Source organism: Klebsiella sp. BIGb0407, from assembly GCF_024807845.1.
Lineage (GTDB): Bacteria > Pseudomonadota > Gammaproteobacteria > Enterobacterales > Enterobacteriaceae > JGM124.
On record NZ_JANUEQ010000008.1, the window covers coordinates 148,576 to 175,193 of the forward strand.

At 48.8% G+C, this 26,618-nt stretch carries 28 protein-coding genes and 1 pseudogene; 18 read left to right on the forward strand and 11 right to left on the reverse strand.

Annotation, left to right across the window (positions count from 1 at the left end):
• Positions 1-57 precede the first annotated feature (57 nt).
• The 5 genes from bssS to mdtH all read right to left on the reverse strand — a co-directional run bounded on the left by bssS (position 58) and on the right by mdtH (position 4,209).
• A complete protein-coding gene (gene bssS / locus M2387_RS20670; protein WP_259052467.1) occupies positions 58-312 on the reverse strand; it encodes a biofilm formation regulator BssS in 255 nt (84 codons plus the stop codon).
• 373 nt (positions 313-685) lie between these two features.
• A complete protein-coding gene (gene dinI, locus M2387_RS20675; protein WP_259052210.1) occupies positions 686-931 on the reverse strand; it encodes a DNA damage-inducible protein I in 246 nt (81 codons plus the stop codon).
• A gap of 73 nt (positions 932-1,004) precedes the next feature.
• On the reverse strand, positions 1,005-2,051 hold the full coding sequence (gene pyrC, locus M2387_RS20680) for a dihydroorotase (protein WP_259052213.1): 1,047 nt from the start codon (positions 2,049-2,051) through the stop codon (positions 1,005-1,007).
• Between the two features lie 144 nt (positions 2,052-2,195).
• Positions 2,196-2,756: a lipoprotein gene (locus M2387_RS20685; protein WP_259052216.1), complete on the reverse strand. Its 561-nt coding sequence runs from the start codon at positions 2,754-2,756 to the stop codon at positions 2,196-2,198.
• A 238-nt stretch (positions 2,757-2,994) separates the two neighbouring features.
• On the reverse strand, positions 2,995-4,209 hold the full coding sequence (mdtH, locus tag M2387_RS20690) for a multidrug efflux MFS transporter MdtH (protein WP_259052219.1): 1,215 nt from the start codon (positions 4,207-4,209) through the stop codon (positions 2,995-2,997).
• A 283-nt stretch (positions 4,210-4,492) separates the two neighbouring features.
• Here mdtH and rimJ point away from each other — a divergent pair, with 283 nt between their 5' ends.
• The 5 genes from rimJ to M2387_RS20715 all read left to right on the forward strand — a co-directional run bounded on the left by rimJ (position 4,493) and on the right by M2387_RS20715 (position 8,939).
• Positions 4,493-5,077 carry a ribosomal protein S5-alanine N-acetyltransferase gene (gene rimJ, locus M2387_RS20695; RefSeq protein WP_259052468.1) on the forward strand — a complete coding sequence of 195 codons (585 nt, stop codon included), beginning with the start codon at positions 4,493-4,495 and terminating at the stop codon, positions 5,075-5,077.
• A 9-nt stretch (positions 5,078-5,086) separates the two neighbouring features.
• Positions 5,087-5,734, forward strand: coding sequence for a DUF480 domain-containing protein (locus M2387_RS20700; protein WP_259052223.1), 648 nt, complete (start codon positions 5,087-5,089; stop codon positions 5,732-5,734).
• 3 nt (positions 5,735-5,737) lie between these two features.
• Positions 5,738-6,664 (forward strand): Gfo/Idh/MocA family protein, encoded by a 927-nt coding sequence (locus M2387_RS20705; RefSeq protein WP_259052226.1) that lies wholly within the window; start codon positions 5,738-5,740, stop codon positions 6,662-6,664.
• 190 nt (positions 6,665-6,854) lie between these two features.
• The gene (gene murJ / locus M2387_RS20710; protein WP_259052228.1) at positions 6,855-8,390 is read left to right on the forward strand and encodes a murein biosynthesis integral membrane protein MurJ; all 1,536 of its coding nucleotides are present in this window, start codon (positions 6,855-6,857) and stop codon (positions 8,388-8,390) included.
• A 69-nt stretch (positions 8,391-8,459) separates the two neighbouring features.
• On the forward strand, positions 8,460-8,939 hold the full coding sequence (locus M2387_RS20715) for a cold-shock protein (protein WP_259052231.1): 480 nt from the start codon (positions 8,460-8,462) through the stop codon (positions 8,937-8,939).
• A gap of 56 nt (positions 8,940-8,995) precedes the next feature.
• Here M2387_RS20715 and flgN read toward each other — a convergent pair whose 3' ends face one another.
• From flgN to flgA, 3 genes are all read right to left on the reverse strand, one after another.
• On the reverse strand, positions 8,996-9,421 hold the full coding sequence (gene flgN / locus M2387_RS20720) for a flagellar export chaperone FlgN (RefSeq protein WP_259052234.1): 426 nt from the start codon (positions 9,419-9,421) through the stop codon (positions 8,996-8,998).
• 2 nt (positions 9,422-9,423) lie between these two features.
• A complete protein-coding gene (flgM, locus tag M2387_RS20725) occupies positions 9,424-9,717 on the reverse strand; it encodes a flagellar biosynthesis anti-sigma factor FlgM (protein ID WP_259052237.1) in 294 nt (97 codons plus the stop codon).
• 91 nt (positions 9,718-9,808) lie between these two features.
• Positions 9,809-10,468: a flagellar basal body P-ring formation chaperone FlgA gene (gene flgA / locus M2387_RS20730; protein ID WP_259052239.1), complete on the reverse strand. Its 660-nt coding sequence runs from the start codon at positions 10,466-10,468 to the stop codon at positions 9,809-9,811.
• Positions 10,469-10,625: 157 nt separating this feature from the next.
• Here flgA and flgB point away from each other — a divergent pair, with 157 nt between their 5' ends.
• From flgB to M2387_RS20795, 13 genes are all read left to right on the forward strand, one after another.
• The gene (flgB, locus tag M2387_RS20735) at positions 10,626-11,039 is read left to right on the forward strand and encodes a flagellar basal body rod protein FlgB (protein WP_259052240.1); all 414 of its coding nucleotides are present in this window, start codon (positions 10,626-10,628) and stop codon (positions 11,037-11,039) included.
• A gap of 3 nt (positions 11,040-11,042) precedes the next feature.
• Complete coding sequence (gene flgC, locus M2387_RS20740; RefSeq protein ID WP_259052241.1) at positions 11,043-11,447, forward strand: flagellar basal body rod protein FlgC; 405 nt, start codon at positions 11,043-11,045, stop codon at positions 11,445-11,447.
• An 11-nt stretch (positions 11,448-11,458) separates the two neighbouring features.
• Positions 11,459-12,136 (forward strand): flagellar hook assembly protein FlgD, encoded by a 678-nt coding sequence (flgD, locus tag M2387_RS20745; RefSeq protein ID WP_259052242.1) that lies wholly within the window; start codon positions 11,459-11,461, stop codon positions 12,134-12,136.
• A gap of 26 nt (positions 12,137-12,162) precedes the next feature.
• Complete coding sequence (gene flgE / locus M2387_RS20750) at positions 12,163-13,374, forward strand: flagellar hook protein FlgE (RefSeq protein ID WP_259052243.1); 1,212 nt, start codon at positions 12,163-12,165, stop codon at positions 13,372-13,374.
• Between the two features lie 20 nt (positions 13,375-13,394).
• Entirely contained in the window at positions 13,395-14,150 is a 756-nt protein-coding gene (locus tag M2387_RS20755) for a flagellar basal body rod protein FlgF (RefSeq protein WP_259052244.1), read from the forward strand.
• A 29-nt stretch (positions 14,151-14,179) separates the two neighbouring features.
• Entirely contained in the window at positions 14,180-14,962 is a 783-nt protein-coding gene (gene flgG / locus M2387_RS20760) for a flagellar basal-body rod protein FlgG (RefSeq protein WP_259052245.1), read from the forward strand.
• A gap of 55 nt (positions 14,963-15,017) precedes the next feature.
• Positions 15,018-15,710 carry a flagellar basal body L-ring protein FlgH gene (locus M2387_RS20765; protein WP_259052247.1) on the forward strand — a complete coding sequence of 231 codons (693 nt, stop codon included), beginning with the start codon at positions 15,018-15,020 and terminating at the stop codon, positions 15,708-15,710.
• Between the two features lie 12 nt (positions 15,711-15,722).
• Positions 15,723-16,820, forward strand: coding sequence for a flagellar basal body P-ring protein FlgI (locus tag M2387_RS20770; protein ID WP_259052249.1), 1,098 nt, complete (start codon positions 15,723-15,725; stop codon positions 16,818-16,820).
• Positions 16,820-17,773, forward strand: a complete 954-nt coding sequence (gene flgJ / locus M2387_RS20775) for a flagellar assembly peptidoglycan hydrolase FlgJ (RefSeq protein WP_259052251.1) — start codon at positions 16,820-16,822, stop codon at positions 17,771-17,773. Before M2387_RS20770 ends, flgJ begins: the two co-directional genes overlap by 1 nt.
• A gap of 74 nt (positions 17,774-17,847) precedes the next feature.
• Positions 17,848-19,491, forward strand: a complete 1,644-nt coding sequence (gene flgK, locus M2387_RS20780) for a flagellar hook-associated protein FlgK (RefSeq protein WP_259052254.1) — start codon at positions 17,848-17,850, stop codon at positions 19,489-19,491.
• 13 nt (positions 19,492-19,504) lie between these two features.
• Complete coding sequence (gene flgL, locus M2387_RS20785) at positions 19,505-20,455, forward strand: flagellar hook-associated protein FlgL (RefSeq protein ID WP_259052256.1); 951 nt, start codon at positions 19,505-19,507, stop codon at positions 20,453-20,455.
• Between the two features lie 139 nt (positions 20,456-20,594).
• Positions 20,595-20,984, forward strand: a complete 390-nt coding sequence (locus tag M2387_RS20790; RefSeq protein ID WP_259052258.1) for a YidH family protein — start codon at positions 20,595-20,597, stop codon at positions 20,982-20,984.
• Complete coding sequence (locus tag M2387_RS20795) at positions 20,981-21,244, forward strand: DUF202 domain-containing protein (RefSeq protein ID WP_259052259.1); 264 nt, start codon at positions 20,981-20,983, stop codon at positions 21,242-21,244. Before M2387_RS20790 ends, M2387_RS20795 begins: the two co-directional genes overlap by 4 nt.
• 80 nt (positions 21,245-21,324) lie before the next feature.
• Here M2387_RS20795 and M2387_RS20800 read toward each other — a convergent pair whose 3' ends face one another.
• From M2387_RS20800 to rne, 3 genes and pseudogenes are all read right to left on the reverse strand, one after another.
• Positions 21,325-22,707: a glycoside hydrolase family 28 protein gene (locus M2387_RS20800; RefSeq protein ID WP_259052261.1), complete on the reverse strand. Its 1,383-nt coding sequence runs from the start codon at positions 22,705-22,707 to the stop codon at positions 21,325-21,327.
• A gap of 209 nt (positions 22,708-22,916) precedes the next feature.
• Positions 22,917-23,075, reverse strand: coding sequence for a hypothetical protein (locus tag M2387_RS20805; protein ID WP_259052469.1), 159 nt, complete (start codon positions 23,073-23,075; stop codon positions 22,917-22,919).
• A 387-nt stretch (positions 23,076-23,462) separates the two neighbouring features.
• Positions 23,463-26,462: pseudogene (gene rne, locus M2387_RS20810) on the reverse strand (ribonuclease E); the annotation flags it as partial.
• Between the last annotated feature and the right edge of the window lie 156 nt (positions 26,463-26,618).

Genomic DNA, 26,618 nt, shown 5'->3' on the forward strand with positions numbered 1-26,618 from the left:
ATTGTCGTACTGACTTACTTAAGCTACAACGATTAACCGGAACGAGGGATACAGCCGTCAGTGTTTACGATAGTCACTGACCTGGTACTCACTGGACTCAATTTTGGCTATTCCGGCTTCAAGGATCGAAATAAATTGTCTGGCGACATCGGTGGTGAGCCATAGCGTCTGGCCGATTTCAGTTTCATCTTGCTTCTGATTATTAGATGTCAGGTAGTGCAGGCGTAGCATCATTGCGTCGTAACTGTCTACCGTACTGATATCCCATCCAATGAGGGGATGTGTTTGAATAACATCTTTATTTTTTTCCATCATAACCCCTTATAACGTGTAAGAAGACAACGACTTGTGAGGTTCATGCAAGATAAAGGTGAAACAAGATTAAGTATATCAACTCTCTAAAAGAAAGGCGGAGTAAATACGCGCCCGGTAATACTTTCTAACATCATTTACCTGTGACATACAAATAGATTTAAACTAATTGATTGTTTTTTATGCTTAAAATGAGAAAAAACAACAGAAAGAGCCCGAAGAATATACGGATATCTTGCACGGTGTGAGTGCTTTATTTTCTGATATGATATTAAAATCAATAGATTAAAATTATTTTAAATACTGGGAACAAAATCTTAACGTGAACTGCCGACCAGGGGAATGGAGTCGGCAGATATTCTGATGACGGGTATTATTCTGCGCTGAACCAGTCGTCAGCACTTTCCCAGGTTTCCTGAAGGATTTCGCTTATACGGGTTTTATCTTCTTTGGCACCGCCCAGCACAGAGAGCTGGTTGCTGCTTGCAAGACGCACCTGAACTTCGGTCGAGATGTCGGGCCAGGCATGCTGAATACGACGGGAGAGTTCCCCGGCGAGGGCATCAACGGCACCGGCGGGTAAAACGGTAGTTTTGGCGATGGTCACTTCAATACGCATAATGGCCTCCGATAATGATACTGTATACATATACAGTATCATTATTGACAACACAATAGACGTAATTAAAAAGTTAACCTTTTATCGACCAGAGAACGTCTTCATCAGCGAGGAACGGGACGATATCACCATCAGGACTGGTTATCTGTGCTGGCATTTTCTCGGCCACACGCACTAACTCAATCGTTTCTTCATTGACCGGCAGTCCATAGAATGCCGGACCATTGAGCGAGCAGAACGCCTCAAAGTGTTCCAGAGCATTCATTTCTTCAAAGACAGTGGCATAGGCACCCAGCGCTGAAGGTGCGTTAAAACATCCTGCACAGCCACAGCTGGATTCTTTACGGGCCTGAGTATGTGGGGCTGAGTCCGTCCCGAGGAATACACGAGAACAACCGCTGGCGACCAGTTCACGCAAGGCTTGCTGATGCACACTGCGTTTTAAAATCGGCAGACAATAGAGGTGCGGACGGATACCGCCTACCAGCATATGGTTACGGTTAAACATCAAGTGCTGCGGCGTAATCGTGGCACCAATCAGTGAGTTACCGCTCTCGATATACTGGGCCGCATCTTTGGTGGTGATATGCTCAAATACCACTTTCAGTGCCGGTAACTGGCGACGCAGTGGTTCCAGCACGGTTTCAATAAAACGCGCTTCGCGGTCGAAAATATCGATATCAGCATGAGTAACTTCACCATGGATAAGCAATGGCATGCCAATTTTTTGCATCCGTTCCAGCACGGGCATAATCGCTGCTGTACTGGTGACGCCATGACTGGAATTTGTGGTGGCATTAGCAGGGTAGAGCTTAGCCGCAGTAAAGACCCCTTGATTAAAACCCTGTTCAAGAACCGCGGGATCCAAGGTGTCGGTCAGATAGCAGGTCATTAAGGGTTCAAATTTTTGCCCTGCGGGTACGGCATCAAGAATACGCTGACGATAGCTAATAGCGGCTTCAACGGTAGTAATTGGGGGCACAAGATTAGGCATGACAATTGCGCGACCATAAACCTGGCTGGTATAGGGCACCACGGTTTTGAGCATTTCACCATCACGCAGATGAATATGCCAGTCGTCAGGGCGGCGAATTTTTAATACCTGGGATAATACGGTCATGAATGTGCTCCGGCGCAAGATAGGGAAAGCAGATTGCTACAAGTTTATGCCGGGTACCAAGGATATGCGGAAACGTTTTCGTTTGCATCACTTATCGCAATAAAAACATCAGAGCGCAGTCACTACGCTCTGATTAAGGGCGAGTCAGTTAGTAAAGGGAATCACAATTTCTCCGGGACGAACCTCAATCCCTTTTGCGAGCTTTTTCGCCAGCGCTTCGCCTTTGCTGTGGCTGTCACTCAGAACATAGGCTGGATTCTGATTAAAGTAACTGCGTAATGACTGGCTAAGATAAGGCATAAGGGTTTGCAGAATACCCTGCATTTTTTCCGGTTCTATCTGGCTATCAATAATTTCAACTTCACGCAGGTAAATAGCACCCGTCTCTTTATCAAAACCCGGCTGGGCTTTCATTTTGAGCGCAACAGTCGCTTTTTGACTACCAAAAAGGGAGGAAATATCCAGGCCAACCTTGCCACTTAACATGATTTTGTTCGGTTCTTCGCGGCCTATCTGACTGACTAAATTGGTCAGTGTAATTTGGGCGTCAGCGACGCCTGGCAAACCGATGTTTTTTGAAAAATGATTGTGTTTCTCCAGTGCCTGATTGATGGCTTGTTCACTCACCTGATACTGCGTGAGCTGATTACACCCGACAAGTAAAGCTCCCAGTGCCAATACGGCAGTCAAAAAAAACCTTTTCATCTACATCCTCATCCACAACGTTATCATGACAGGCGCTGCCAGCGCAGGGGCTGTCATGGCTACGATTCCGTTCATTCTGAAAGCCTGATGAAGCAAAATCGCCTGTCTTAACAGACACCCTCGATACCACTTTGTTCATCGCTGAACGTGATTTTATCGGTTTGCGTTAGCCGTTATTTTGCAAATTGCCCGGGCTGTATTGGAGCGCCCAGACGTGGGTTACTGATAACATGTTGGTTTAATGTAATTTATTTGATTCGGAAATGGGTGGTTTTTCATGCTCAGGTAAAAATTGCCACCAGAGGATAATCAGAGTAATTATGCCAATAATACCGAGCATGACCCAGGGGAGTTCCGGCTGGCCAAATTCTTTGCCGGTATCGAATAACCAGCCGCCGCCGGTATAGCCTAAAGCGCCGCCGAAGGCGAGACCAAGCCGACTAAAGCCCATATAGCTTCCTCTGGCGCGAGAATCTGCCAGCGAAGCGCTGAGTGTCTCACGAGCGGGTTCCGCGATGATTGAGCCAATATAGAAAAGACAAATCAACGAGAACAACTGTTGCAGAGAACTGGTTAAACCCATTGGGATCATACTGACGGTCATCAGAAATAGTCCTGCCATCAGGCGTTGTTCCAGGCTGAAACGTTTTTCGCTATAGCGAGCAATAGGGTAGAGCAGGGTCAGGGACAGGGCCGCTTCAATGGCATACATCCATTTTACCGCAGCGGGGGTTCCGGCGATATCGTTGACCATGATAGGAAGCATCAGCATCACTTGGACGGCCAGCATGAAATAGCCTGTGAGCGTCAGGACATAGATAACAAAGCGTTTATCTTTGAGAACAAAGCGCATTCCTTCGCGTATGGGCGTGCGGATAGTCGACAGTTTATAGGCCGGTAATAGCCAGAGATTCACCAGCGCACAGAGAATAAAAATCACTGCACCGGTCGCACAGACCAGGGAAAAGTCGAATTGCAGTAACCAGCTTCCCAGCAAGGCACCGATAACGGCTCCCGCGCTATCCTGCATTAATAACAACGAGAAAAATCGCCCGCGTTGTGCAGGAGGAACCAGTTTAATGACTAAAGCGGCGCGCGGTGGATCAAATAAGGTGCCGCCGAGGCCGGAGAGAATGCAGGATAACCAGAGTAACCAGGGTTGATCCGCGACAGCCATTGAGGCGAATCCGGCAGCACGCAATAGCATTCCGGTGACAATCATTGGTTTCGCGCCCAGTCGGTCAGCAATCGCCCCGCCAAAAATCCCCAGCCCTTGCTGTACCAACTGACGTAACCCTAAGGCAATACCGACCATCAAGGCTGCCCACCCCATCTGGTCAACAAAGCGGATTGAAATCAAAGGGAAAACAACGAAAAAACCGAGTACAACCAGCATATTATCTAATAATAGAAAATATTTACCAAGGCGCCTCGCCTGCGATACACGCGACATTTCCCCTCCTGGGAATATTTATTGCCCATCATACTTCAAACTATCTGAATATGACTTCAATCAGGTCATCTGCGTAGTGCCTGGCAGGAGCTGAATTATTTAGCCTGTATTTTCGCTCCTGGACTCTATTTTTAATAGCCGACACAAGATAATATTTTTTTATCGTTCTATGACATTGAGTTAAATTTTTCATCGTGATGAATTTTTTTATCGTCACTTAATCAGGTCACAGGCAAGGTAATGGCATCAGTCCGGGTCAGGTAAAATGAAAGGGTGGAATAACATGTTTGGTTATCGCAATAACGTGCCTAAAATCCGGTTAGCGACAGACCGAATGGTAGTGAGGCTGGTTTATGAGCGCGATGCCTGGCGACTGGCGGACTATTATGCTGAAAATCGTCAGTTCCTGAAGCCATGGGAACCGTATCGTGATGAAAGTTATTATTCACATTCAGGCTGGCAGGCGCGTCTGGCCATGATGGAAGAGATGCATCAGCAACAGAGTGCCTTTTATTTTGCTCTGATGGATGCAGACGAAAAAGAGATACTCGGTGTGGCAAATTATTCTAATGTGGTGCGCGGGGCATTTAACGCCTGCTATCTCGGTTATTCGCTTGGTGATAAATCCCAGGGGCAAGGGCTGATGTTCGAGGCACTTACCGCGACCACACGTTATATGTTCCGCGTGCAGTCATTGCATCGTATTATGGCTAATTATATGCCACATAATCAGCGTAGTGGTGATTTGCTGGCACGCCTGGGTTTTGAAAAAGAAGGGTATGCTAAAGACTATTTACTGATTGACGGGCAATGGCAGGATCACGTTTTAACCGCGCTGACGAATAAAAACTGGCTCTCTGGTCGCTAAGGATAAAAGATGAAACATCAGTTCACCGCAGTAGAAGCTCGAGTGATAGGTAGTCTGCTGGAAAAACAGGTCACGACTCCGGAACAGTACCCGATGTCGCTCAACGGCATTGTGGTCGCCTGTAATCAGAAAACAAACCGCGAACCGGTCATGAATCTGAGCGAACGCGAAGTACAGGAAACACTCGATGAACTGGCGAAACGCCGTTATCTGCGTACGGTCACGGGCTTTGGTAATCGCGTCACTAAATATGAACAACGCTTCTGTAACTCTGAGTTTGGGAACTTAAAGTTTTCTCCGGCAGAGGTGGCGATTGTCACCACGTTATTACTGCGTAGCGCTCAGACGCCGGGTGAACTACGCGGACGTACCACCCGTATGTTTGAATTCAATGATATGGCGCAACTGGAAACCTCACTGGAAAATCTGGCACAGCGTGAAGATGGTCCTTTTGTCGTACGTCTGGCGCGTGAACCCGGTAAGCGTGAAAGCCGTTATCAGCAGCTGTTCAGTGGTGCTGCTGAGGCACAGGATCTTACTGTTGACACTCAGGAGCCTGTGGCATCTGAACTTGAAGAACGTGTGAGTGTACTGGAAGCCGAAGTGGCTGATTTAAAACAACAGCTTGCGGTATTGTTGAATCATTCAGGAGAGTAATCGATGAGTAAATTACGGGTCGGAATTGTCGGTTTAGGTGGTATTGCACAGAAAGCATGGTTACCGGTTTTAACCGCATCACCTGACTGGCAGGTGGTGGCAGCGTTTTCACCGACCAAAGCCACTGCGCTGCCTGTTTGCGACATGTACCGTATTCCTTATGCCTCTTCGTTACCTGCCCTTGCCAGTGTCTGTGATGCTGTTTTTGTCCACAGCAGTACTCGTTCCCATTTTGCGGTGGTACGCGAGCTACTTGAAGCCGGAGTCGATGTCTGTGTAGACAAACCCCTTGCCGATAATCTGGCTGAAGCAGAGCAACTGGTTGCTCTGGCTGCAAAGAAAAAACGTACTCTGATGGTCGGTTTTAACCGTCGTTTTGCTCCCCAGTATCTGGCTCTGAAACAACAGCTGGGTTCAGTATCCTCCCTGAGAATGGATAAACACCGGCTTAATAGCGTCGGGCCGCATGATGTTCGATTCACTTTGCTGGATGACTATCTGCACGTAGTTGATACAGCACTTTGGTTGGGTGGACAACAGGCTGTTTTACAGGGGGGACTACTGCATGCCAATGAACAAGGACAGTTATTGTACGCCGAACATCACTTTCGCCGCGACAATGTATTGATAACCACCAGTATGCATCGTTGTGCCGGTAGTCAGCGTGAATGGGTACAGGCTGTCACGGATGGCGGGCTCTATGATGTTACGGATATGCGGCAGTGGCGTGAAGAACGCGGTGCTGGGGTGGTTGAGCTCCCGGTTCCGGGCTGGCAGAGTATTCTGGAGCAACGCGGTTTCGCTGGCTGCGCTAAACACTTTATTGATTGTGTTGCTAATCAGACCGTACCGGAAACCGCGGGTGAACAGGCGATACTGGCACAGAGGATCATAGAAGACTTATTGAAGGACGTTATATCGTCTAAATAATTCTGTAACATCTCTTAGTAGCATTTCAGTAATGTATCGGTAGACTATGCCGCGTTGACGCTATCTGGATGCGATAACACTCTTTATTCGTTTGGCCTGCAACCTATAACCGGTGGTGACATCGGGGTGAGGTTGTCAGGTTATCTGATGCCTGCTATTCAGGTTGATTGCTTGTGGAATCACGAATTCAATGAACTTATTAAAATCACTGGCGGCGGTCAGTTCAATGACCATGGTATCCCGCGTACTCGGATTTGTACGTGATGCTATTGTTGCCAGAGTCTTTGGTGCCGGTATGGCAACCGATGCCTTTTTTGTCGCATTTAAACTCCCCAATCTGTTACGACGTATTTTTGCCGAGGGGGCCTTTTCTCAGGCATTTGTGCCGATTCTGGCAGAGTATAAAAGCCGCGAGGATCTTGAAGATACCCGCCTGTTTGTCGCTTATGTTGCCGGGTTATTAACTCTGGTTCTGGCGTTAATTACCATTGTGGGCATGATTGCCGCCCCCTGGGTTATCATGGCAACGGCACCAGGATTTACCGATGACGCCGATAAGTTTGCGCTGACATCGAGCCTGTTGCGGATAACCTTTCCTTATATTTTACTGATCTCTTCAGCCTCTTTAGTTGGGGCGATACTCAATACCTGGAATCGTTTCTCAGTCCCGGCATTTGCGCCGACGTTACTGAATGTCAGTATGATCCTGTTCGCTGTCTTTGCGGCACCGCATTTTGATCCGCCGATCCTTGCTCTTGCCTGGGCGGTAACGGTAGGCGGAGTACTACAGCTCGCGTATCAGTTACCCTATCTGAAGAAAATCGGCATGCTGGTATTGCCGCGAATCAACTTCAGAGACACGGGTTCTCTGCGAGTCGTAAAACTGATGGGACCGGCTATTCTTGGTGTCTCCGTCAGTCAAATTTCACTGATAATAAACACGATTTTCGCCTCGTTTCTGGCATCCGGTTCGGTCTCCTGGATGTACTACGCCGATCGCTTGATGGAGTTTCCTGCCGGAGTACTGGGTGTCGCTCTCGGGACTATCCTGCTGCCGTCACTGGCTAAAAGTTATTCATCAGGCGATCATGAAGGTTATAACCGACTGATGGACTGGGGGCTGCGACTCTGTTTTTTACTGGCTCTGCCTTCTTCAGTGGCACTCGGCATTCTGGCGCAGCCGCTCGTCGTTTCACTGTTTCAGTATGGTAATTTTACTGCCTTTGATGCGTTGATGACCCAGCGAGCCTTAGTAGCCTATTCCGTCGGATTATTAGGGTTGATTGCAGTGAAAGTATTAGCGCCGGGGTTCTATTCACGTCAGAATATTAAAACCCCGGTGAAAATTGCTATTGTCACGATTATTATCACTCAGCTGATGAACCTGGCATTTATCGGTCCGCTAAAACATGCGGGATTATCACTGTCAATTGGTCTGGCGGCCTGTCTTAATGCGGCTTTGCTATACTGGCAATTACGTAAACAAGATATTTTCAGACCGCACCCAGGCTGGGGAAAGTTTTTAGCCCGTCTGCTGGTAGCTGTACTGGTGATGTCCGGGGTGCTTATCGGAATGCTGATGTTGTTGCCATCCTGGGATACTGGCTCGATGTTCTATCGCTTATCACGGTTAATACTGGTCGTGGTTGTCGGAGCCGGATCCTACTTTGCAACCTTGATGCTGCTGGGTTTCAAACTCAAAGATTTTGCCCGACGTTCGGTATAATGCGGCCCGGGTCAGCTTAAGCAACACGAAAAATTTTAGAAAATAATAAGTTAATTAGGTGGTAGCACAATGAACGGAACAATCACAACCTGGTTTGAAGATAAAGGGTTTGGATTTATCAAAGATGAAGACGGTGATAACCGCTATTTTCACATTATTAAAGTCACGAATCCTGAACTGATTAAGAAGGGCGCAGCGGTTACGTTTGAACCTGGAACCAATAACAAAGGTTTGTCTGCTTTTAAGGTTAAAGTCTTAGCCTCCAGCAAGTATATTTTTATTGCGGGCGAACAAGTCAAAATTACTGCGATTAAATCCTTCAGGGTGTATAGCGAAGAAGTCCCTGCGGAAGCAAAAGTTGATAAAGAGAATACGGTCTTATCAGTAGGATTACTGATGAACAATATTCGTCCGAAAGAGAGTGCCGGGAACAGTAAAATGCGTAGTCTGCAAAAACTTGCCATCACTACTTTTCAAAATAGCGAACTTGTCTTTTCAGAAGATGAGATAGATATAGCAGAAACAGTGAAAATTCTTAAAGCATTATAAATAGATGCCATGAAAGCTGGTCGCAGACAGGACCAGCGATGGCATGCAGTGCTATATCACCAGGCGGCTTTTTTATTCGCTGGGTTAACCACGGATTTGGCTTGACCGTCAGCGCCATAAAACTCAGGAGCCTGATGTGGCTTAAGAATAGCCAGCGCCTGTTCTGTATGTTCGCGCTGGGACTCGAGTAGCCAGCCGTTATGCTGATTAATCTCCCCGAGTCGCTGAATATGTTGTCGTATAGCTTGCCACTGTACTTCTGTTTCTGCCGGTTGAGTAACCACCGTCTTTTGTTCCGCCAGACGCAGTGTTTCGAGATAATCGAGCGTCGCCAGGAGTGAGCTTTTATCTTCAGTGATACGCTGTAGCGCGCTGCCATTGATTTGGCCCGCTGACAGCTGTTGTTGCTCCGTATTCATCACTGCTTCCAGTGAGTTGAGTACGTTTGCTATTTGGCTCAGAATTTCTGGCAATCGCGTCACGGTTATTTATCCAACAAAGCGTTGCGGGTGTCCTGAAGTAAAGCATCGGCAATTTTACCGGTATCCATCTTCACTTCACCATTACGAATAGCCGCTTTCAGTGCTTCTACGCGATCCAGATTAATATCACCGTCACTGGGTTGCATTAACTTGGCTTGTGCATCACTGAGTTGCACGCTGGTGCTGTTAGTTGAAAGCGATTTCTCCGGGCTATTTTGTAGCGCGGGATTATCGTTAGTTTCGCGATGCTGTACGCTACTGACCGGATTTAACGCGGATGTACGATCAATGCTCATTATGTTTTCCTCACCGAGATGCTGGTGGCGTAAGAGCCAATTATTTATGCTAAAGGTACTATCGGCAACTGTGACAGAATCTTTAAAAAGATTACAGATTAATCAGAATATTCCCATCAGCATCGACCTTACCGCTGATAATCTGACCAGAGTTCAGGCGAACACGAGCCTGCTGACCGGCAATAACATTGTTCAGAGCACGTCCTTCACTATTCACGCTAAAACCCTCTCCACTGGCCACCACCTGAACTTGCTGCCCGGCTTTGACCAGCCATGGCTGTCGAATCATTGACCGTGTTAACGGCATATCAGGGGTAATATCACGCAGTGTGACAGCATTAACGGCTTGTTCAGTCAGGGTGAGTGCCTGAGCCGGTAAATTTTCCAGCTTTCCACGTTTCAGGGTCAGGCTCTGACTATCCAGTATTGTACCTCGTGGTACTGAACGGGTAGCGACGACATAATGGCCTATAGCTCCAACCTGAACCTGAATAAAACGTTTATCGCTACCGCAGCGCATCAGCACACTAATATTTCCCCATAGCCGACTATTTGCAGGCGTCGAAAATACCGGATTTTCACAGCGCAGAAGATGGGTCGGGGAGGTTTTTAATTCGATACTGACCTCGTCGCTGACACCCGCCAGCCGTTGCTGAAAATAGGGGAGTAGTTGTGTTTTGATGTCAGAGGCGTAGCTGAACTGGCTGGCCATGATAGCGGCAAAAGCAATTCCCAAACTCAGATAGCGCATTATCGTTCTCCTTATCTCCGTGAGGCAATTTTACGCGTCCGGTGATTTCGCCAATGCAACAAATAGCACGGTATTTGTTGCTTATTCTTCCCATCAAGCGGAGCTCTGTCACTTTAAGCTTTGTCCTATTCCTTATTCTGTGAAACATGGAGGGAACATGCTCGATAAATTAGATGCCGCGCTCAGGTTCCAGCAAGAAGCGCTTAATCTGCGTGCTCAGCGTCAGGAAATCCTCGCCGCGAATATTGCCAATGCCGATACCCCCGGGTTTCAGGCGCGTGATATCGATTTCGCCAGTGAGATGAAAAAAGTATTAGCCCGTGGCCGTGTTGATGGAGGTGGTCTTTCACTCACCACGACTTCTGCGCGTCATATCCCTGTTGAAACCCACTCTTCTCCTTCCTTAGGTCTTCTTTACCGCGTACCTGACCAGCCTGCGCTGGATGGTAATACCGTCGATATGGACCGTGAACGTGCACAGTTTTCAGATAACACATTAGGTTATCAAACGAATCTGAGGGTATTAGACGGACAAATTAAAAGCATGATGTCCGTGCTACAACAAGGGTAACCCATGGCTTTACTGAATGTATTTGATATTGCGGGTTCCGCCATGGCTGCCCAGTCGAAACGGCTGAATGTGGCGGCGAGTAACCTTGCTAACGCAGATAGCGCAACCGGACCTGATGGCCAGCCTTACCGTGCTAAACAGGTGGTATTTCAGGTCGATGCTGCACCGGGAGCGGCAACCGGTGGGGTCAAAGTCTCTCAGGTAATAGAAAGCAATGCGCCGGATAAGCTGATTTATCAGCCGGGTAACCCGCTGGCAAATGCCAGTGGTTATGTGCGTATGCCGAATGTTGATGTTGTCGGTGAAATGGTCAACAGCATGTCTGCTTCCCGCAGTTATCAGGCGAACGTCGAGGTGTTTAACACCGCAAAAAGCCTGATGCTTAAAACATTGACACTGGGCCAGTAAAGGAAACTCAAATGTCTATTTCGGTGAAGGTAAATGATACCACCACATCGGGTGTCAATAGTACGACCGGTAGTGGCAACGTAGCGGGTAACAGTGCATCTGACTTACAAGGTAGTTTCTTGACGTTGCTGGTCGCACAGTTAAAAAATCAGGATCCCACCAATCCGATGGAAAACAATGAGCTGACTACTCAGCTCGCACAAATCAGCACCGTAAGCGGTATTGAAAAGCTGAATACCACCTTAGGTGCCATCACGGGTCAGCTGAACAATAACCAGTCAGTACAAGCCGCTAACCTGATTGGTCATGGTGTCATGATCCCGGGTGATAAAGTCCTGGTTGGCAGCAAAACCACCACGCCTTTTGGCGTTGAACTGGTTCAGGGTGCCGATAAAGTCACCGCAACGCTTACCGATAAAGATGGCAAGGTTGTACGCACTATCGACTTAGGTGGGTTGAGTGCCGGTGTTCATACCTTTAGCTGGGATGGCACTCTGGACGATGGCTCTGCGGCAGCGGATGGTGCCTATGCCGTCTCTATCAATGCCACTAATGGCGGTACTCAGTTAGTCGCCCAGCCGCTGAACTTTGCCATGGTCAATGGCGTCGTGCGCAGTAACGGCAATGTCTTATTAGACCTGGGAACTTACGGAAACAGTACTCTCGACGAAATCAGACAGATCATTTAACCCTATAATTTTAGCAGGAGTAAGACATGTCGTTCTCTCAAGCGATAAGCGGCCTGAATGCTGCAGCCGCTAACCTGGATGTGATTGGTAACAACATTGCCAACTCCGCAACCTACGGTTTTAAATCCAGTTCGGTCGCTTTTGCCGATATGTTTGCCGGAACCAAGACTGGCCTGGGCGTAAAAGTTGCCGACGTGATGCAGGACTTTAATGACGGCATCACCAGCAGTACCGGTCGTGGTTTGGATGTGGCTATCAGTAAGAATGGATTCTTCCGTTTAGTGGACAGCACCGGGCAAATTGTTTATGCCCGTAACGGCCAGTTCAAGCTGGATGAGAACCGTAATATCGTCAATATGCAGGGCTTACAGTTAACGGGCTATCCTGCTACCGGTGTTCCACCGACTATCCAGCAAGGTGCTGACCCGGTGGGATTAGCGGTACCTAACACCCTGATGCCAGCCAGAACCACCACTAACGCGCATGTCCAGATTAACCTGAACTCGATGGATAAAGCGCCAGTTCTGGAAACGTTTGATCCAGCTAAAACCGAAAGTTATAACAAAAAAACCTCTGTTACCGTGTTCGATACTCAGGGTAACGTCCACGATATCAATCTCTTTTTTGTCAAAGGTAAAACCGCCAATAGCTGGGATGTCTACTCTCTCGATAACAGCGCCCCAGGTAGCACCTTCAAGCCTGTTACAACGATGAAATTTGATACTAACGGTAACTTAGTTGAAGGGATTACCACCGCTGGCGTTACCAGTGGAACGATCGGTGGTGCCGATCCGGTCGTTTTTGAACTTGATTTCAGAAATTCCATGCAACAAAACACCGGCGATAACTATGTGATTGCTTCCAGTCAAAATGGCTATAAGCCGGGTGACTTAGTTTCTTATCAGATTAACGATGACGGTAATCTGATGGGTCTGTACTCCAACGAACAAAGCCAGTTGCTGGGGCAAATTGTTCTGACCAACTTTGCAAACCCTGGTGGACTCGAAGCCAAGGGCGATAACGTCTGGGGCGAAACACGTGCTTCAGGTAATGCTTTGCTGGGCACTGCCGGTAACGGTAACTTCGGTACCCTGACCAGTGGCGCGCTGGAAGCCTCAAACGTTGACCTGAGTAAAGAACTGGTGAATATGATAGTCGCTCAACGTAACTATCAGTCGAATGCGCAGACTATCAAAACCCAGGATCAGATCCTCAATAACCTGGTTAACTTACGCTAAGCGTCTGACGGAAAAACTTAATGGATCACGCTATCTATACGGCGATGGGGGCGGCAAGCCAAACCCTGAACCAACAGGCCGTTACCGCCAGCAATTTAGCCAATGCTTCAACGCCTGGTTTTCGTGCCCAGCTTAATGCCTTGCGCGCTGTTCCTGTTGAAGGACTGTCATTACCGACCCGAACGTTAGTTGTTGCCTCGACACCAGGTGCTGATATGACGCCAGGGCAACTGGACTATACCTCACGCCCTTTGGATGTGGCTATTCAGCAGGACGGCTGGCTGGTGGTCCAGGGAGCAGATGGCCAGGAGGCTTTTACCCGCAACGGTAATATCCAGGTCAGCCCTGGCGGCCAGTTAACCATTGGTGGCCGACTGGTGATGGGGGATGGCGGGCCGATAGCGGTTCCTGAAGGTGCCGCTGTCACAGTGGCATCTGACGGGACAATTTCAGTACTTAATGCGGGTGACGGGCCTGAAACAATTGGTCCGGTGGGGCGTCTGAAACTGGTCAGTGCCGGTACGCAAGAGGTTGTGCGCGGTGATGATGGTTTGTTCCGTCTCAATGATGCTGCTCAGGCCGTGCGTGGCGCGGTACTGCCCGCGGATGCAACGGTTCGCGTGCTGTCCGGCGTTCTGGAAGGCAGTAATGTAAAACCGGCAGAAGCCATGACCGATATGATAGCCAATGCCCGACGCTTTGAGATGCAGATGAAAATTATCTCGGGTGTCGATGAAAATGCACAGCGTGCTAACACGTTGCTGTCTGTGACCTGACGTCAGGCTTATTCTTACAAGGTAACAACATGATCAGTTCTCTATGGATTGCTAAAACAGGGCTTGATGCACAGCAAACCAATATGGATGTCATTGCCAACAACCTGGCAAACGTCTCCACCAATGGATTCAAACGCCAGCGCGCTGTATTTGAAGATTTGATTTACCAGACCGTACGTCAGCCAGGAGCCCAGTCTTCGGAGCAAACGACACTCCCTTCAGGCTTGCAAATAGGCACGGGTGTACGTCCTGTTGCGACCGAACGTCTGCACAGCCAGGGTAACCCTACCCAGACTAATAACAGCAAAGACGTGGCGATTAACGGGCAAGGTTTTTTCCAGGTTCTGATGCCAGATGGAACCGCGGCTTATACCCGCGATGGTTCATTCCAGATGGATCCTAATGGGCAGTTAACCACGGCCAGTGGTTTTCAGATCCAGCCGGCTATCACTATCCCGGCGAATGCTATGAAACTGACGATTGCCCGTGATGGTGTGGTTAGCGCTACGGTGCCGGGGCAGACTTTACCGGTTCAAGTAGGCCAGTTAAGTCTGACCACTTTTATTAATGATGCGGGTCTGGAGAGCGTAGGGGAAAATTTATATGTTGAAACCCAGTCTTCAGGGGCTCCCAATGATACAACTCCGGGCTTAAATGGCGCAGGGCTGTTATTGCAGGGCTATGTTGAAAGCTCAAACGTTAATGTCGCCGAAGAGCTGGTTAATATGATCCAGGTACAACGTGCGTATGAAATTAACAGCAAAGCGGTCTCAACCACTGACCAAATGCTGCAAAAACTGTCGCAACTCTAAAGTGTAAGTCAGGGGGATTCGTCGCCCTGACTGCCGTTTTCTGAAGATGAAAGTCATGCAAAACCCTATGGTGTTTCGTCCCGCAATATTGAGTCTGCTTTTGATTAGCGGCTGTGCCTTTATACCTCAAAAACCGCTCGTCGAAGGTGCTACTACGGCACAGCCGGCACCGGGCCCTGCACCGATAGTGAATGGCTCAATATTTCAGAGCGCACAACCGGTTAACTATGGTTATCAGCCATTATTTGAAGACCGTCGCCCGCGTAATATTGGCGATACGCTGACTATTCAGTTACAGGAAAATGTGAGCGCCAGTAAGAGCTCATCGGCGAATGCCAGCCGTGATGGCAAAGCTAACCTTGGTTTTGATACGACTCCCCGTTATCTCTCGGGCTTATTTGGTAATGACAAAGCTAACCTCGATGTTTCGGGTGGGAACACATTTAATGGTAGAGGAGGGGCTAATGCCACCAATACCTTCAGTGGCACCCTGACTGTCACCGTCGACCAGGTACTGGCTAACGGTAACCTGCATGTGGTGGGCGAGAAACAAATCGCTATTAACCAGGGGACAGAATTTATTCGCTTCTCGGGCGTCGTTAACCCACGGACTATCAGCGGCAGCAATACCGTTGCTTCGACCAATGTTGCTGATGCGCGCATTGAATATGTCGGCAACGGATATATCAATGAGGCGCAGAATATGGGCTGGCTGCAACGTTTCTTCCTTAATGTATCACCGATGTAAGCGAGGAATTTCATGGTTAAATATTTACTCGGGCTAATCCTCATATTGCTAACCAGCGGTGTGTTCGCGGACAGGATCCGTGACCTGACGACAGTACAAGGCGTTCGTGAGAACGTCCTGATTGGTTATGGCCTGGTAGTCGGGCTGGATGGCACTGGCGATCAGACGACCCAGACTCCTTTTACCACTCAGAGCCTCAATAATATGCTTTCCCAGCTAGGTATCACGGTACCTACTGGCACCAATATGCAGCTAAAAAATGTCGCTGCGGTGATGGTAACGGCAAAATTCCCGGCCTTTGCCCGTGCGGGTCAAAATATTGATGTGGTCGTTTCATCAATGGGTAATGCGAAAAGCCTGCGCGGCGGAACCTTGCTGATGACCCCGCTCAAGGGGGTTGATAGCCAGGTCTATGCGCTGGCGCAAGGTAACGTTCTGGTGGGCGGCGCCGGTGCAGCGGCAGGTGGAAGCAGTGTTCAGGTGAACCAGTTAAACGGTGGACGTATTACCGGCGGCGCGATTATTGAGCGTGAATTACAGAGCACCTTCGGAACGAATAATACGCTTAATCTGCAGATGAATACTGACGATTTTACCCTTGCTCAACAAATAACGGACACCATAAACCAGGCCCGTGGCTATGGCAGCGCTACGGCACTTGATAGCCGCACCATCCAGATCCGTGTGCCTACGGGTGGAAGTTCCCAGGTACGTTTCCTTGCTGATATTCAGAACCTGCAAGTGAATATGCCGATTCAGGATGCCCGGGTGATTATCAACTCCCGCACCGGCTCAGTGGTCATGAACCGAGAAGTGACGCTTGATAGCTGTGCTGTGGCACAAGGTAATCTGTCTGTGACTGTGAATCAGCAGGATGTCGTGAGTCAGCCCAATACCCCACTGGCTGGCGGACAAACTGTGGTGACGCCACAGACGCAAATTGATGTGCGTCAGAGTGGTGGCTCAGTTCAGAGTGTGAGCGCCAGTGCTAATCTGAACAACGTCGTCAGGGCGTTAAATGCCCTCGGCGCCACGCCGATAGATCTGATGTCTATCCTGCAATCGATGCAAAATGCCGGTTGTTTGCGAGCAAAGCTGGAAATTATCTGATGCTGAATGATACCGGATTAATGGCAGGCGCGGCTTTTGATGCAACTTCACTCAATCGTCTGAAAACCAAAGCTGGTCAGGATCCTCAAGGAAACCTGAAAGAGGTTGCCCGGCAAGTTGAAGGCATGTTTGTTCAGATGATGCTGAAGAGTATGCGTGATGCCTTGCCGAAAGACGGCATCTTTAGCAGTGAATCCACGCGGATGTATACCAGCATGTATGACCAGCAGATTGCCCAGCAACTCAGCGCAAAAGGGCTGGGCTTTGCGGATGTGCTGGTGAAACAAATGTCAGCGAGTAACGGGGAAGGGGCAGCCACTCCTGAAGTGGAAGCCACTGTTCCTATGCGCTTTGAACCACAACAGATGAGCAGTTATCAGAGCCAGTCGATGGCAAAAATTGTGCGTCAGGCCGTGCCCCGTCCGGCTCAGACCAGCATAGCATTAAGCGGCGATAGCCGTGACTTTCTGGCCCAGCTTTCTCTACCCGCCAAGCTGGCCAGTGAAGCCAGCGGCATACCCCATCACTTAATTCTTGCCCAGGCGGCGCTGGAATCCGGCTGGGGACAGCGGCAAATTCGTACTGAACAAGGTACCCCGAGTTTTAACCTGTTCGGTATTAAAGCCAGCGGAGACTGGCGCGGCAAAGTGACCGAGATAACCACCACAGAATTTGAAAACGGTGAATCGAAGAAGGTTAAAGCGCGTTTTCGGGTCTATGACTCCTATCTTGAGTCACTTTCTGATTATGTCAGTTTACTGACACGCAACCCGCGTTATACCGCGGTGGCGAATGCCAGCTCAGCCGAGCAAGGAGCACATGCCTTGCAGAAAGCCGGTTATGCGACAGATCCCGATTACGCCAAAAAGCTGACCGGTATGATTCAGCAACTAAGAGCGATGAACGATAAGGTCGCTCAAGCTTACAGTACTGATTTATCGAATTTATTTTAAACCATTCAAGAATGGCGACTCACTGCCGATAACTATCGACAGAACCTGTGACACTACGAAAGTAAGGAACTTTGATGTCCAGTAGCTTAATTAATACTGCTATGAGTGGCCTGAATGCTGCTCAGGCAGCGCTGAATACCGTGAGTAACAATATTTCTAACTATAATGTTACAGGCTATACCCGTCAGAATACCGTTCTCGCCCAGGCGAACAGTACAATGATCAGTGGTGGCTATGTCGGTAACGGAGTCCAGGTCACGGGAGTACAGCGTGAATATGACTCTTTTATTACGAACCAACTGCGCGCTGCACAAACGCAGAGTGCCGGAATAAGTACGCAGTACCAGCAGATGTCTAAAATTGACAATATTTTGTCAAGCACGACGAACTCACTGGCAACCAATATCCAGGATTTCTTTAAAAGTATTCAAACCTTAACCAGCAACGCAGAAGATCCGGCTGCCCGTCAGGCTCTACTGGGTAAGTCTGAGGGTCTGGTTAATCAGTTCAAGGTTAACGATCAATATTTGCGCGATCTTGATAAGCAGGTTAATACCTCCCTGACGAGCAGTGTTGATCAAATCAATGCTTATACCAGTCAGATTGCGAACCTGAACGATCAGATTTCGCGTCTGAATACCGGTGTCCAGCCAAATGACCTACTCGATCAGCGTGACCAGTTGGTCACTAATCTGAATAAGGTTATCGGTGTTGAGGTCAGCATTCAGGATAGCGGAACCTATAATATTTCCATTGCCAATGGTATTAGCCTGGTACAAGGCAGTTCCAGTTCTAAACTGGCAGCTGTAGGCTCCAGTGCGGATCCCTCCCGTTTGACGGTTGCCTATGTTGACGCCAATGCGGGCAATATTGAGATCCCTGAAAACCAGATAACCAGTGGCTCAGTGGGCGGTTTGCTGAAGTTTCGTGCAGACGATTTGGATAATGCCCGTAACCGCCTGGGGCAGTTAGCTCAAGCTTTTGCTACCTCATTCAACGAACAGCATAGCAAGGGCTATGATGCGAATGGCGATGAAGGTACAGACTTTTTCACCGTCGGCCCGGCAGCTGTGCTGAGTAACAGTAAGAATACATCCCAGACCGAACTTACCGCCAGCCGTAGCGACAGCTCTAAAGTTCAGGCCAGTGATTATAAAGTCGAATATGACGGTAAAGCCTGGTCAGTCACACGGTTATCTGATAATGCAAAAATTGCCCCTGGTCAGGAAACCGTCGACGGAAAAGTCAGCCTCAACTTTGATGGCTTAAAGGTTGATGTTAGCGGAACGCCAGAAAAGAACGACAGTTTCACGATTAAACCGGTAACCAATGCGGTCGTCAATATGACCGTTGCGGTTAAAGATGAAAGTAAACTGGCTCTGGCTAATGAGCCAGATTCAGGAAGAAGTGATAACCGCAATGCTCAGGCATTGCTTGACTTGCAAAGTGCCAAGGTCGTGGGAGGCAACAAAAGCTTTAACGATGCTTACGCGAGTCTGATAAGCGATGTGGGTAATAAAACCGCGAGTCTGAAGGTTATCAATACCACCCAGAGCAATATCGTGACTCAGTTGAATACCCAGCAACAATCTATTTCCGGTGTCAGTCTCGATGAAGAGTACGGAAACTTGCAGCGTTTTCAGCAGTATTACATGGCGAATGCCCAAGTTTTAAAAACTGCATCGGCTTTGTTTGATGCCCTGCTGAATATTCGCTAACAGGAGCCTACCGATGCGTATCAGTACTCAAATGATGTATGACCAGAATATGCGCGGCGTGACAAATGCGCAAAGTTCATGGCTGGCCTCAGGTGAACAGCTGGCAAGTGGCAGCCGTATCAATCGTCCGTCTGATGATCCGATTGCCGCTTCACAAGCCGTCGTTCTCTCTCAGGGACAGGTACAAAATAGCCAGTATCAGCTGGCACGTACTTTTGCCACCCAAAAAGCGTCGCTGGAAGAGAACGTGCTGACGCAAGTGATAAATACCGTGATCAGTGCTCAGGGCAAGGTCGTGAATGCCAACAACGCGTCACTCAGTGACAGTGACCGGGCATCCCTGGCAACCGATCTGGAAGGGATGCGTAACCAGATCCTGAACCTTGCTAATAGTACTGATGGTAATGGGCGTTATATTTTTGCAGGTTATAAAACAGAACAGGCGCCTTTTGAAGACAAGGCTACGGGCGTGGTTTATCGCGGCGGAGACTTAGCAGTGACTCAGCAAGTTGATAGCGCCCGAAGCATGATCATTGGTCATCCCGGTAGCCAGATTTTTAATGCTATTTCAACCTATGCCAAGCCTGAACCGGATGGCAGCACAAGCGAAACCAACTTGTTTGAAATGTTTGATTCAGCCATTGCAGCACTTAAGAAACCGCTGGATAGTCTGACAGATAGCGAACTGGATGCGGTGAATAAAACCAGCCGTGGCCTGAGCAACGCATTGGATAACATCCTGACCGTTCGCGCCGAAGTAGGTACTCAGCTGGCAGAACTGACCAAACTGGATGAACTGGGTAGCGAACGTGCGTTGGGACAGCAAATGCAGATGAAAGAGCTGACAGGCGTTGACTGGAGTGCCGCTATTTCTGACTATCTGATGCAAAAAGATGCCTTACAGGCTTCCTATAAAGCCTTCAGTGATATGCAAGGCATGTCACTGTTCCAGATGAATCGTTAAATTTTCGAAATTCAGTACACCTTAATTTGGGTTGTACTCAAAGCCTGCTTCTTCACCCGGAAGCGGGCTTTTTTTTTGAGTTCATTGTATCTTAGTTATTTCTCAGAAAATGACAGTTTGCGCTTAAAAGGGATTACATGTGAGCCTTGAGGATAATACACAATCAAATCGTCCTAAAGGAAAGTGGTGGCTGGCAGGGAAAACGCCAGACTATCGTTTTACGCTGGCAAACGAACGCACATTTTTGGCCTGGATCCGTACTGCCCTGGCATTAATGGCAGGCGCTGTGGGAATAGAGCAGTTCTCACCCAAGTTTTCCTCAGCCGGGCTGCGTATTACCATTGCTTTAACCCTGCTGTGTGCAGCTGCAAGCATAGGTTTTATCGCCTGGCGACGCTGGCGATCCAATGAATATGCCATGCGTCTTGAACGCGATTTACCCTATACCCGTATCCTGCTGGTGCTGGCCCTGTTTATGGTTATTTTAGCCTCTCTGCTGGGGGTGTTACTCTGGCAGGCGCAATCGTGAATGTTCGCGATCCTGGGTTACAGCGGGAGCGTACTATATTAGCGTGGCGACGTACCGGCTGGTCGATGTTAATGCCGGGATTGCTTTGTCTGCGTGGCTGGTACTACCAGGATAATCTGTTTTATCTGATGGCGGGTCTGTTATTGCTGGGCAGTGCCCTGGCTATATTATGTGGTCAGGCGCGGGGTAAACATCTTCTGCTCTCATTGATTGTCATCATAACGAGTTTGCTTTTAGTATTTATGATACTGACACCATAGACTGGAAACTTCTGTGTAGTGAAGGACTTCTGACAGATATCCGAATAAATCAGATACCTGTCAGTAAAGATTGTTACCACCTAGTCGGTAATAATAGCCCCGGCATCTTTTTGAATAACCGGTCCTTCTTTAACGGTCACATTCAGTCCCTTAGTTTCCAGCTCAGCATTACGTACACGAATGCCGCGATCGGCCTCAATGTTGACATTAGTGAAGTGGAAACCACTCAGCGGGGCTTCCGGAGTACCGATAATATAGGCCGCAGCTCGACTTTTACCGGTTGAAGTTAAGTTCTCAACGGTGATATTGCTAAAGTGTGGCGTTTTATATTTATCGAAAGGTTGCTTCGGATCGCTATCCGGCGGATAAATCTGTTCGCCCATCGTAAATCCACCTGCTTTGAGCAACTCGTCGACTTCAGCCTGAACAATCGGCGCTGCTTTATAGTAGGCAGAGAAGACCAGAGGGATCTCGACATCCTTCATAGTGGTATTGCGGTAAACAATATTTTTCACTTCCCCGCCTTTTCCGCGAGGGCTTTTGATACGAATACCGTACATGGATCCTTCAAAGGTATTGTTTTCTACCAGGACATTATTTACACCACCGGCACTTTCGCTACCGATAGAGATCCCGCGACCCTGCTTGAGAGTGTTGTTGGCGATATAAATATTATCAACCACACCGTCAGGGAATCTGCTGTCCGGTTTCTCAGCTTTGATAGCAATATGATCGTCATTGCAGTCGATATAGTTATTAGTAATTCGAATATTCTGACTATCAATAGGGTCAATAGCATCGGTATTAGGTGCATGCCATGGGGATAAGATACGTGTACCGTTAATATCGACATCATGTGAATAACGCGTCACGATATGAAAACTCGGAGAATGCGTCAGGGTGATGCCATCAATCAGAACGTTATTGGCATTTTTAACATAAACCAGACGCGGGCGATCGGTTCCGCCTTTCTTGCCTGTTGCACGAATATTTTCACGCCAGCGCTCCCACCATACGGCTCCCTGGCCATCAATGGTTCCTTCGCCGATAATCGCTACATTGTTCGCATCGGCAATACTGATAAAGGGCAGCCATTTATTTTCTGCTTCAGCATACTTGGTCTGGTCATTGGCTCGATAGGCATCAATTTCGGTGGAGGCTACCAGCGTTGCGTTTTTCTCCAGTTTTAACTGAATATTACTTTTCAGAAAAATAGGATTGGTTAAGTAGTTCCCCTCAGGAACCAGTACTGTACCTCCGCCAGCTACCGCACAATCATCAATCGCTTTCTGGATAGCCTCAGTATTTAAGGCTATCTGTAAACGATGGCCTTCAGCACCGTATTCGGTAATGTCACAGATTTTGTCCGGGAATTTTACATCACTGGCAGCAAAGGCTTGGGAGACGGAAAGTGCGCCAAGAACACATAAGGCAATAAGGGACAGAGAACGACGGTTATTCATATCAGCTCCTTTATTAAAACCATGTTTTAATAAAAATACACCATCATTTCTTTTTGTGCCGATATGAAGATCACTTTTTTACTACAACGTCATAATTTACTGATTATGTTCCTGAACATGCTACCGGTATTCCGAGGATATATTTTTCTTTAGCGATAAAAAAAGCCGGTCAATGAAAATTGACCGGCTTGTTCAACTAAGGGTAAAGATTAGTCGACGCTTTGAGGACGTGTTGCCGGGGCAGTAGCCTGATGCGAAGCACTGTGACCACCCGCAGAGCCTTTACCTGTAAAGGCAAATTCAGGACGAACCCAGTCACTGTGGCTTGCTGCTTCTGGCGTATAAGCCGGAGCAGGGGCACGTGTCATCGGCGCAGTGGCATGGTGAGCAGACACCACAACGACTGTGCTTTCAGGCAGGCTTTCTACCACAGTGGGTTCAGCTGATACGGCTTCAGGCTGTACCTGTGCCTCGACGGGTACCGGACGTGTCGCAGGCGCAACCGCAACAACGCGCTCAATCACTGGAGCTTGCGCGGGTTCAGCCGCTTTTACAGCTTGCTCTTCCGCTACCGGTGACTCAACAACCACAGAATGTTCAGCTTCTTTGGCTGGGGCAGTCGCTTCCACAGTGGCAACCACTTCAGCAGGTACAGCCGCTTCGGATGTAGCAACCACTTTAGCCGGTGCAGTTGCTTCCACAGTGGCAACCACTTCAGCAGGTACAGCCGCTTCGGATGTAGCAACCACTTTAGCCGGTGCAGTCGCAACGACTTCAGCAGGTGTAGCCACTTCGACAGGAGCAACCTCTTTAGCAGGTGTAGCCGCTTCAACAGGAGCAACCTCTTTAGCAGGTACAGCGGCTTCGGCAGTGGCAACGACTTTAGCAGGCACAGCGGCTTCAGCAGTGGCAACGACTTTAGCAGGCACAGCGGCTTCGGCAGTGGCAACGACTTTAGCAGGCACCACGGCTTCAACAGGAGCAACCTCTTCGGCTGGCGCAGCGGCTTCAACAGGTGCCGTCACTTCGGCAGGTACAACCGCTTCCACAGGGATGGCTGCCTGAGTTTGTGCTGTTTCTTGCTCGTCGACCGGTGCAACTACTGATTCAACCACTTCAGTTACCACTGCAGGCAAGGCTTCCTGAGCCTGTAGCGCAGCATTATCCTGATAGTCATTAACACGCGCTACCGGATAGTGGATAAACACTTTACCTGATGCCAGTTCCGGAGAGGCACAAGCCACAGCCAGAGGCATAGGTGAAACGTTTGGATAACGCTCGTCACGATAGCGACGACGGCGCTGACCACTCACACGCAGATGACGCGGCGAACGACGTGAACGACGAGGCATGCCGTTGTTATCACGATTATCCGTGTTCTCTTCTGTCGCTTCAGCAACGACAGGTGCAGGGGTATTCACGGCTACAGGAAGCGCAACAGGAGTTTCAGCAACGACAGGTTCGGCAACAGCATCTGCCACCGGCGTTTCAGCTGAATCAAAACGAACTTTCTGAGTCAGTTGACGTGGTTTACGACGTTCAACCACCACTTGAGGACGAGAATCGTCCTCAGTTTCGACCTCAACCACTTCCTCTTCGCGTTGCAGAACCTTAACTTCTTGCTGTGCCTGACGTTTATCATCGGAACGACGACGATTTCTGTCATTACGGCGAGGCGTCTGCTCGTCACGCGTTTTTTGTTCTTTTTCAGTATTTTCCGTTACCGGCTCACGAACATCCAGCGCTTCACTATTTTGCTGAGCATTAGGACGACGATTACGGCGATTATCTTCACGATTTTCGCGTGGCTCACGATTCTCACGTGGTTCACGTGTCTCAGTACGATTTTCGCTGCTACCTTCACGGGTTCGGTTATTACGCTCACCGCGGTCACGACGGTTGTTAGGACGGCGTGTATTACGGCGTTCGTTACGTGGCTCGCGTGAGGCTGCTGGTTTATCCTCTGCAACTTCTTCTTTCTCGACTGTCGTTTCGTTGTCGGAAGAGAAGAGATTTTTCAGAGCACGTAAGAAGCGGGTGACTAAACCGGGTTGCGCATCTGCTGCTGGTGTTACAGCGGTTTCTACGACAGCAGGTTTTACAGCTGCAGCTTGAGTCTCTGCCGGAACCGGAGGCATCGGAGGAACCTCTGGCATAACAAAAGTCGCCAGAGCAGGTTGCTCAGGACGTTTGCGCTCGGCGTACTCTTCTTCAGATGGCATTGCCATCTCTTCTTCATGCAGTTTTGGCAGCATGTAGCTCAGAGTCTGAGTCTCTTCACCTTTACGAACTCGCAGAACTGAGTAGTGTGGCGTCTGCATCTGATCGTTTGGCACGATAATAGCGCGAACTCCGCCTTGACGCTTCTCAATGGCGTTAACCGCTTCGCGTTTTTCGTTTAACAGATAAGAAGCGATAGGCACCGGAACGATAGCATGTACTTCTTTGGTGTTCTCTTTCAGAGCCTCTTCTTCTATCAGACGCAGAATAGACAGAGACAGAGATTCGTTATCACGAATGGTACCAGTGCCGCTACAACGCGGGCACACATGGTGGCTTGACTCACCCAGCGACGGGCTAAGGCGTTGACGTGACATTTCCAGCAGGCCAAACCGTGATATATGGCTTATCTGGATACGCGCTCTGTCCTGGCGCACTGCTTCACGAAGACGGTTTTCTACCGCACGCTGATGGCGTACTGGCGTCATATCAATGAAGTCGATAACAATCAGGCCACCAAGGTCACGTAAGCGTAACTGGCGAGCAATTTCATCAGATGCTTCAAGGTTGGTGTTAAAGGCTGTTTCTTCGATATCACCACCACGCGTGGCGCGGGCGGAGTTGATATCAATGGCAGTCAGCGCTTCTGTGGTATCGATAACGATTGAGCCACCGGACGGCAAGCGTACTTCACGCTGGAACGCAGATTCAATCTGAGACTCAATCTGATAATGACTGAACAGCGGGATCTCACCGGTGTAGAGTTTAATTTTGCTACTGAAATCAGGGCGGCCGAGCGCAGCAATATGCTGGCGTGCCAGCTCAAGCACTTTCGGGTTATCAATGAGGATTTCACCGATATCTTGACGCAGATAGTCACGGAACGCCCGTACAATGACGTTACTTTCCTGATGGATCAGGAAAGGAGCAGGACGGCTTTCTGCTGCCTTCTGAATGGCTTCCCAGTGTTTTAAACGGAAACTTAAGTCCCACTGCAGAGCTTCAGCTGATTTGCCGACACCTGCTGTACGAACGATCAGACCCATGCCATCCGGTAATTCAAGAGAAGACAACGCTTCTTTCAGTTCAGTACGGTCATCACCCTCGATACGACGGGAAATGCCGCCAGCACGTGGGTTATTTGGCATCAGTACCAGATAGCTACCCGCAAGACTAATAAAAGTCGTCAGAGCTGCACCTTTGTTGCCACGTTCTTCTTTGTCTATCTGAACGATAACTTCCTGACCTTCACGCAGCACATCTTTGATATTAGGACGGCCATGTGAGGAATAGCTGGCAGGGAAATATTCGCGGGCGATTTCTTTCAGGGGAAGGAATCCGTGTCTTTCTGCGCCGTAATCAACAAATGCCGCTTCAAGACTAGGTTCAATACGGGTAATTTTTCCTTTATAGATGTTCGCTTTTTTCTGTTCGTGTCCCGGGCTTTCAATGTCCAAGTCATACAGACGTTGCCCATCTACAAGGGCGACACGCAACTCTTCTTGCTGAGTTGCGTTAATTAGCATTCTTTTCATCGTAACTTACTCATTATTCTTACATTAGTATTAGTGCTGTGGGCAAAAGTAACGCTAACCGGGAATGAACCGATGGCCTCGTGACTGAACGCGTAGTCGTCAACCTCACGGTTGTCGCTGGCTGAGAGGCGCAGAGTGTCGGTAGCCTGTATTTCA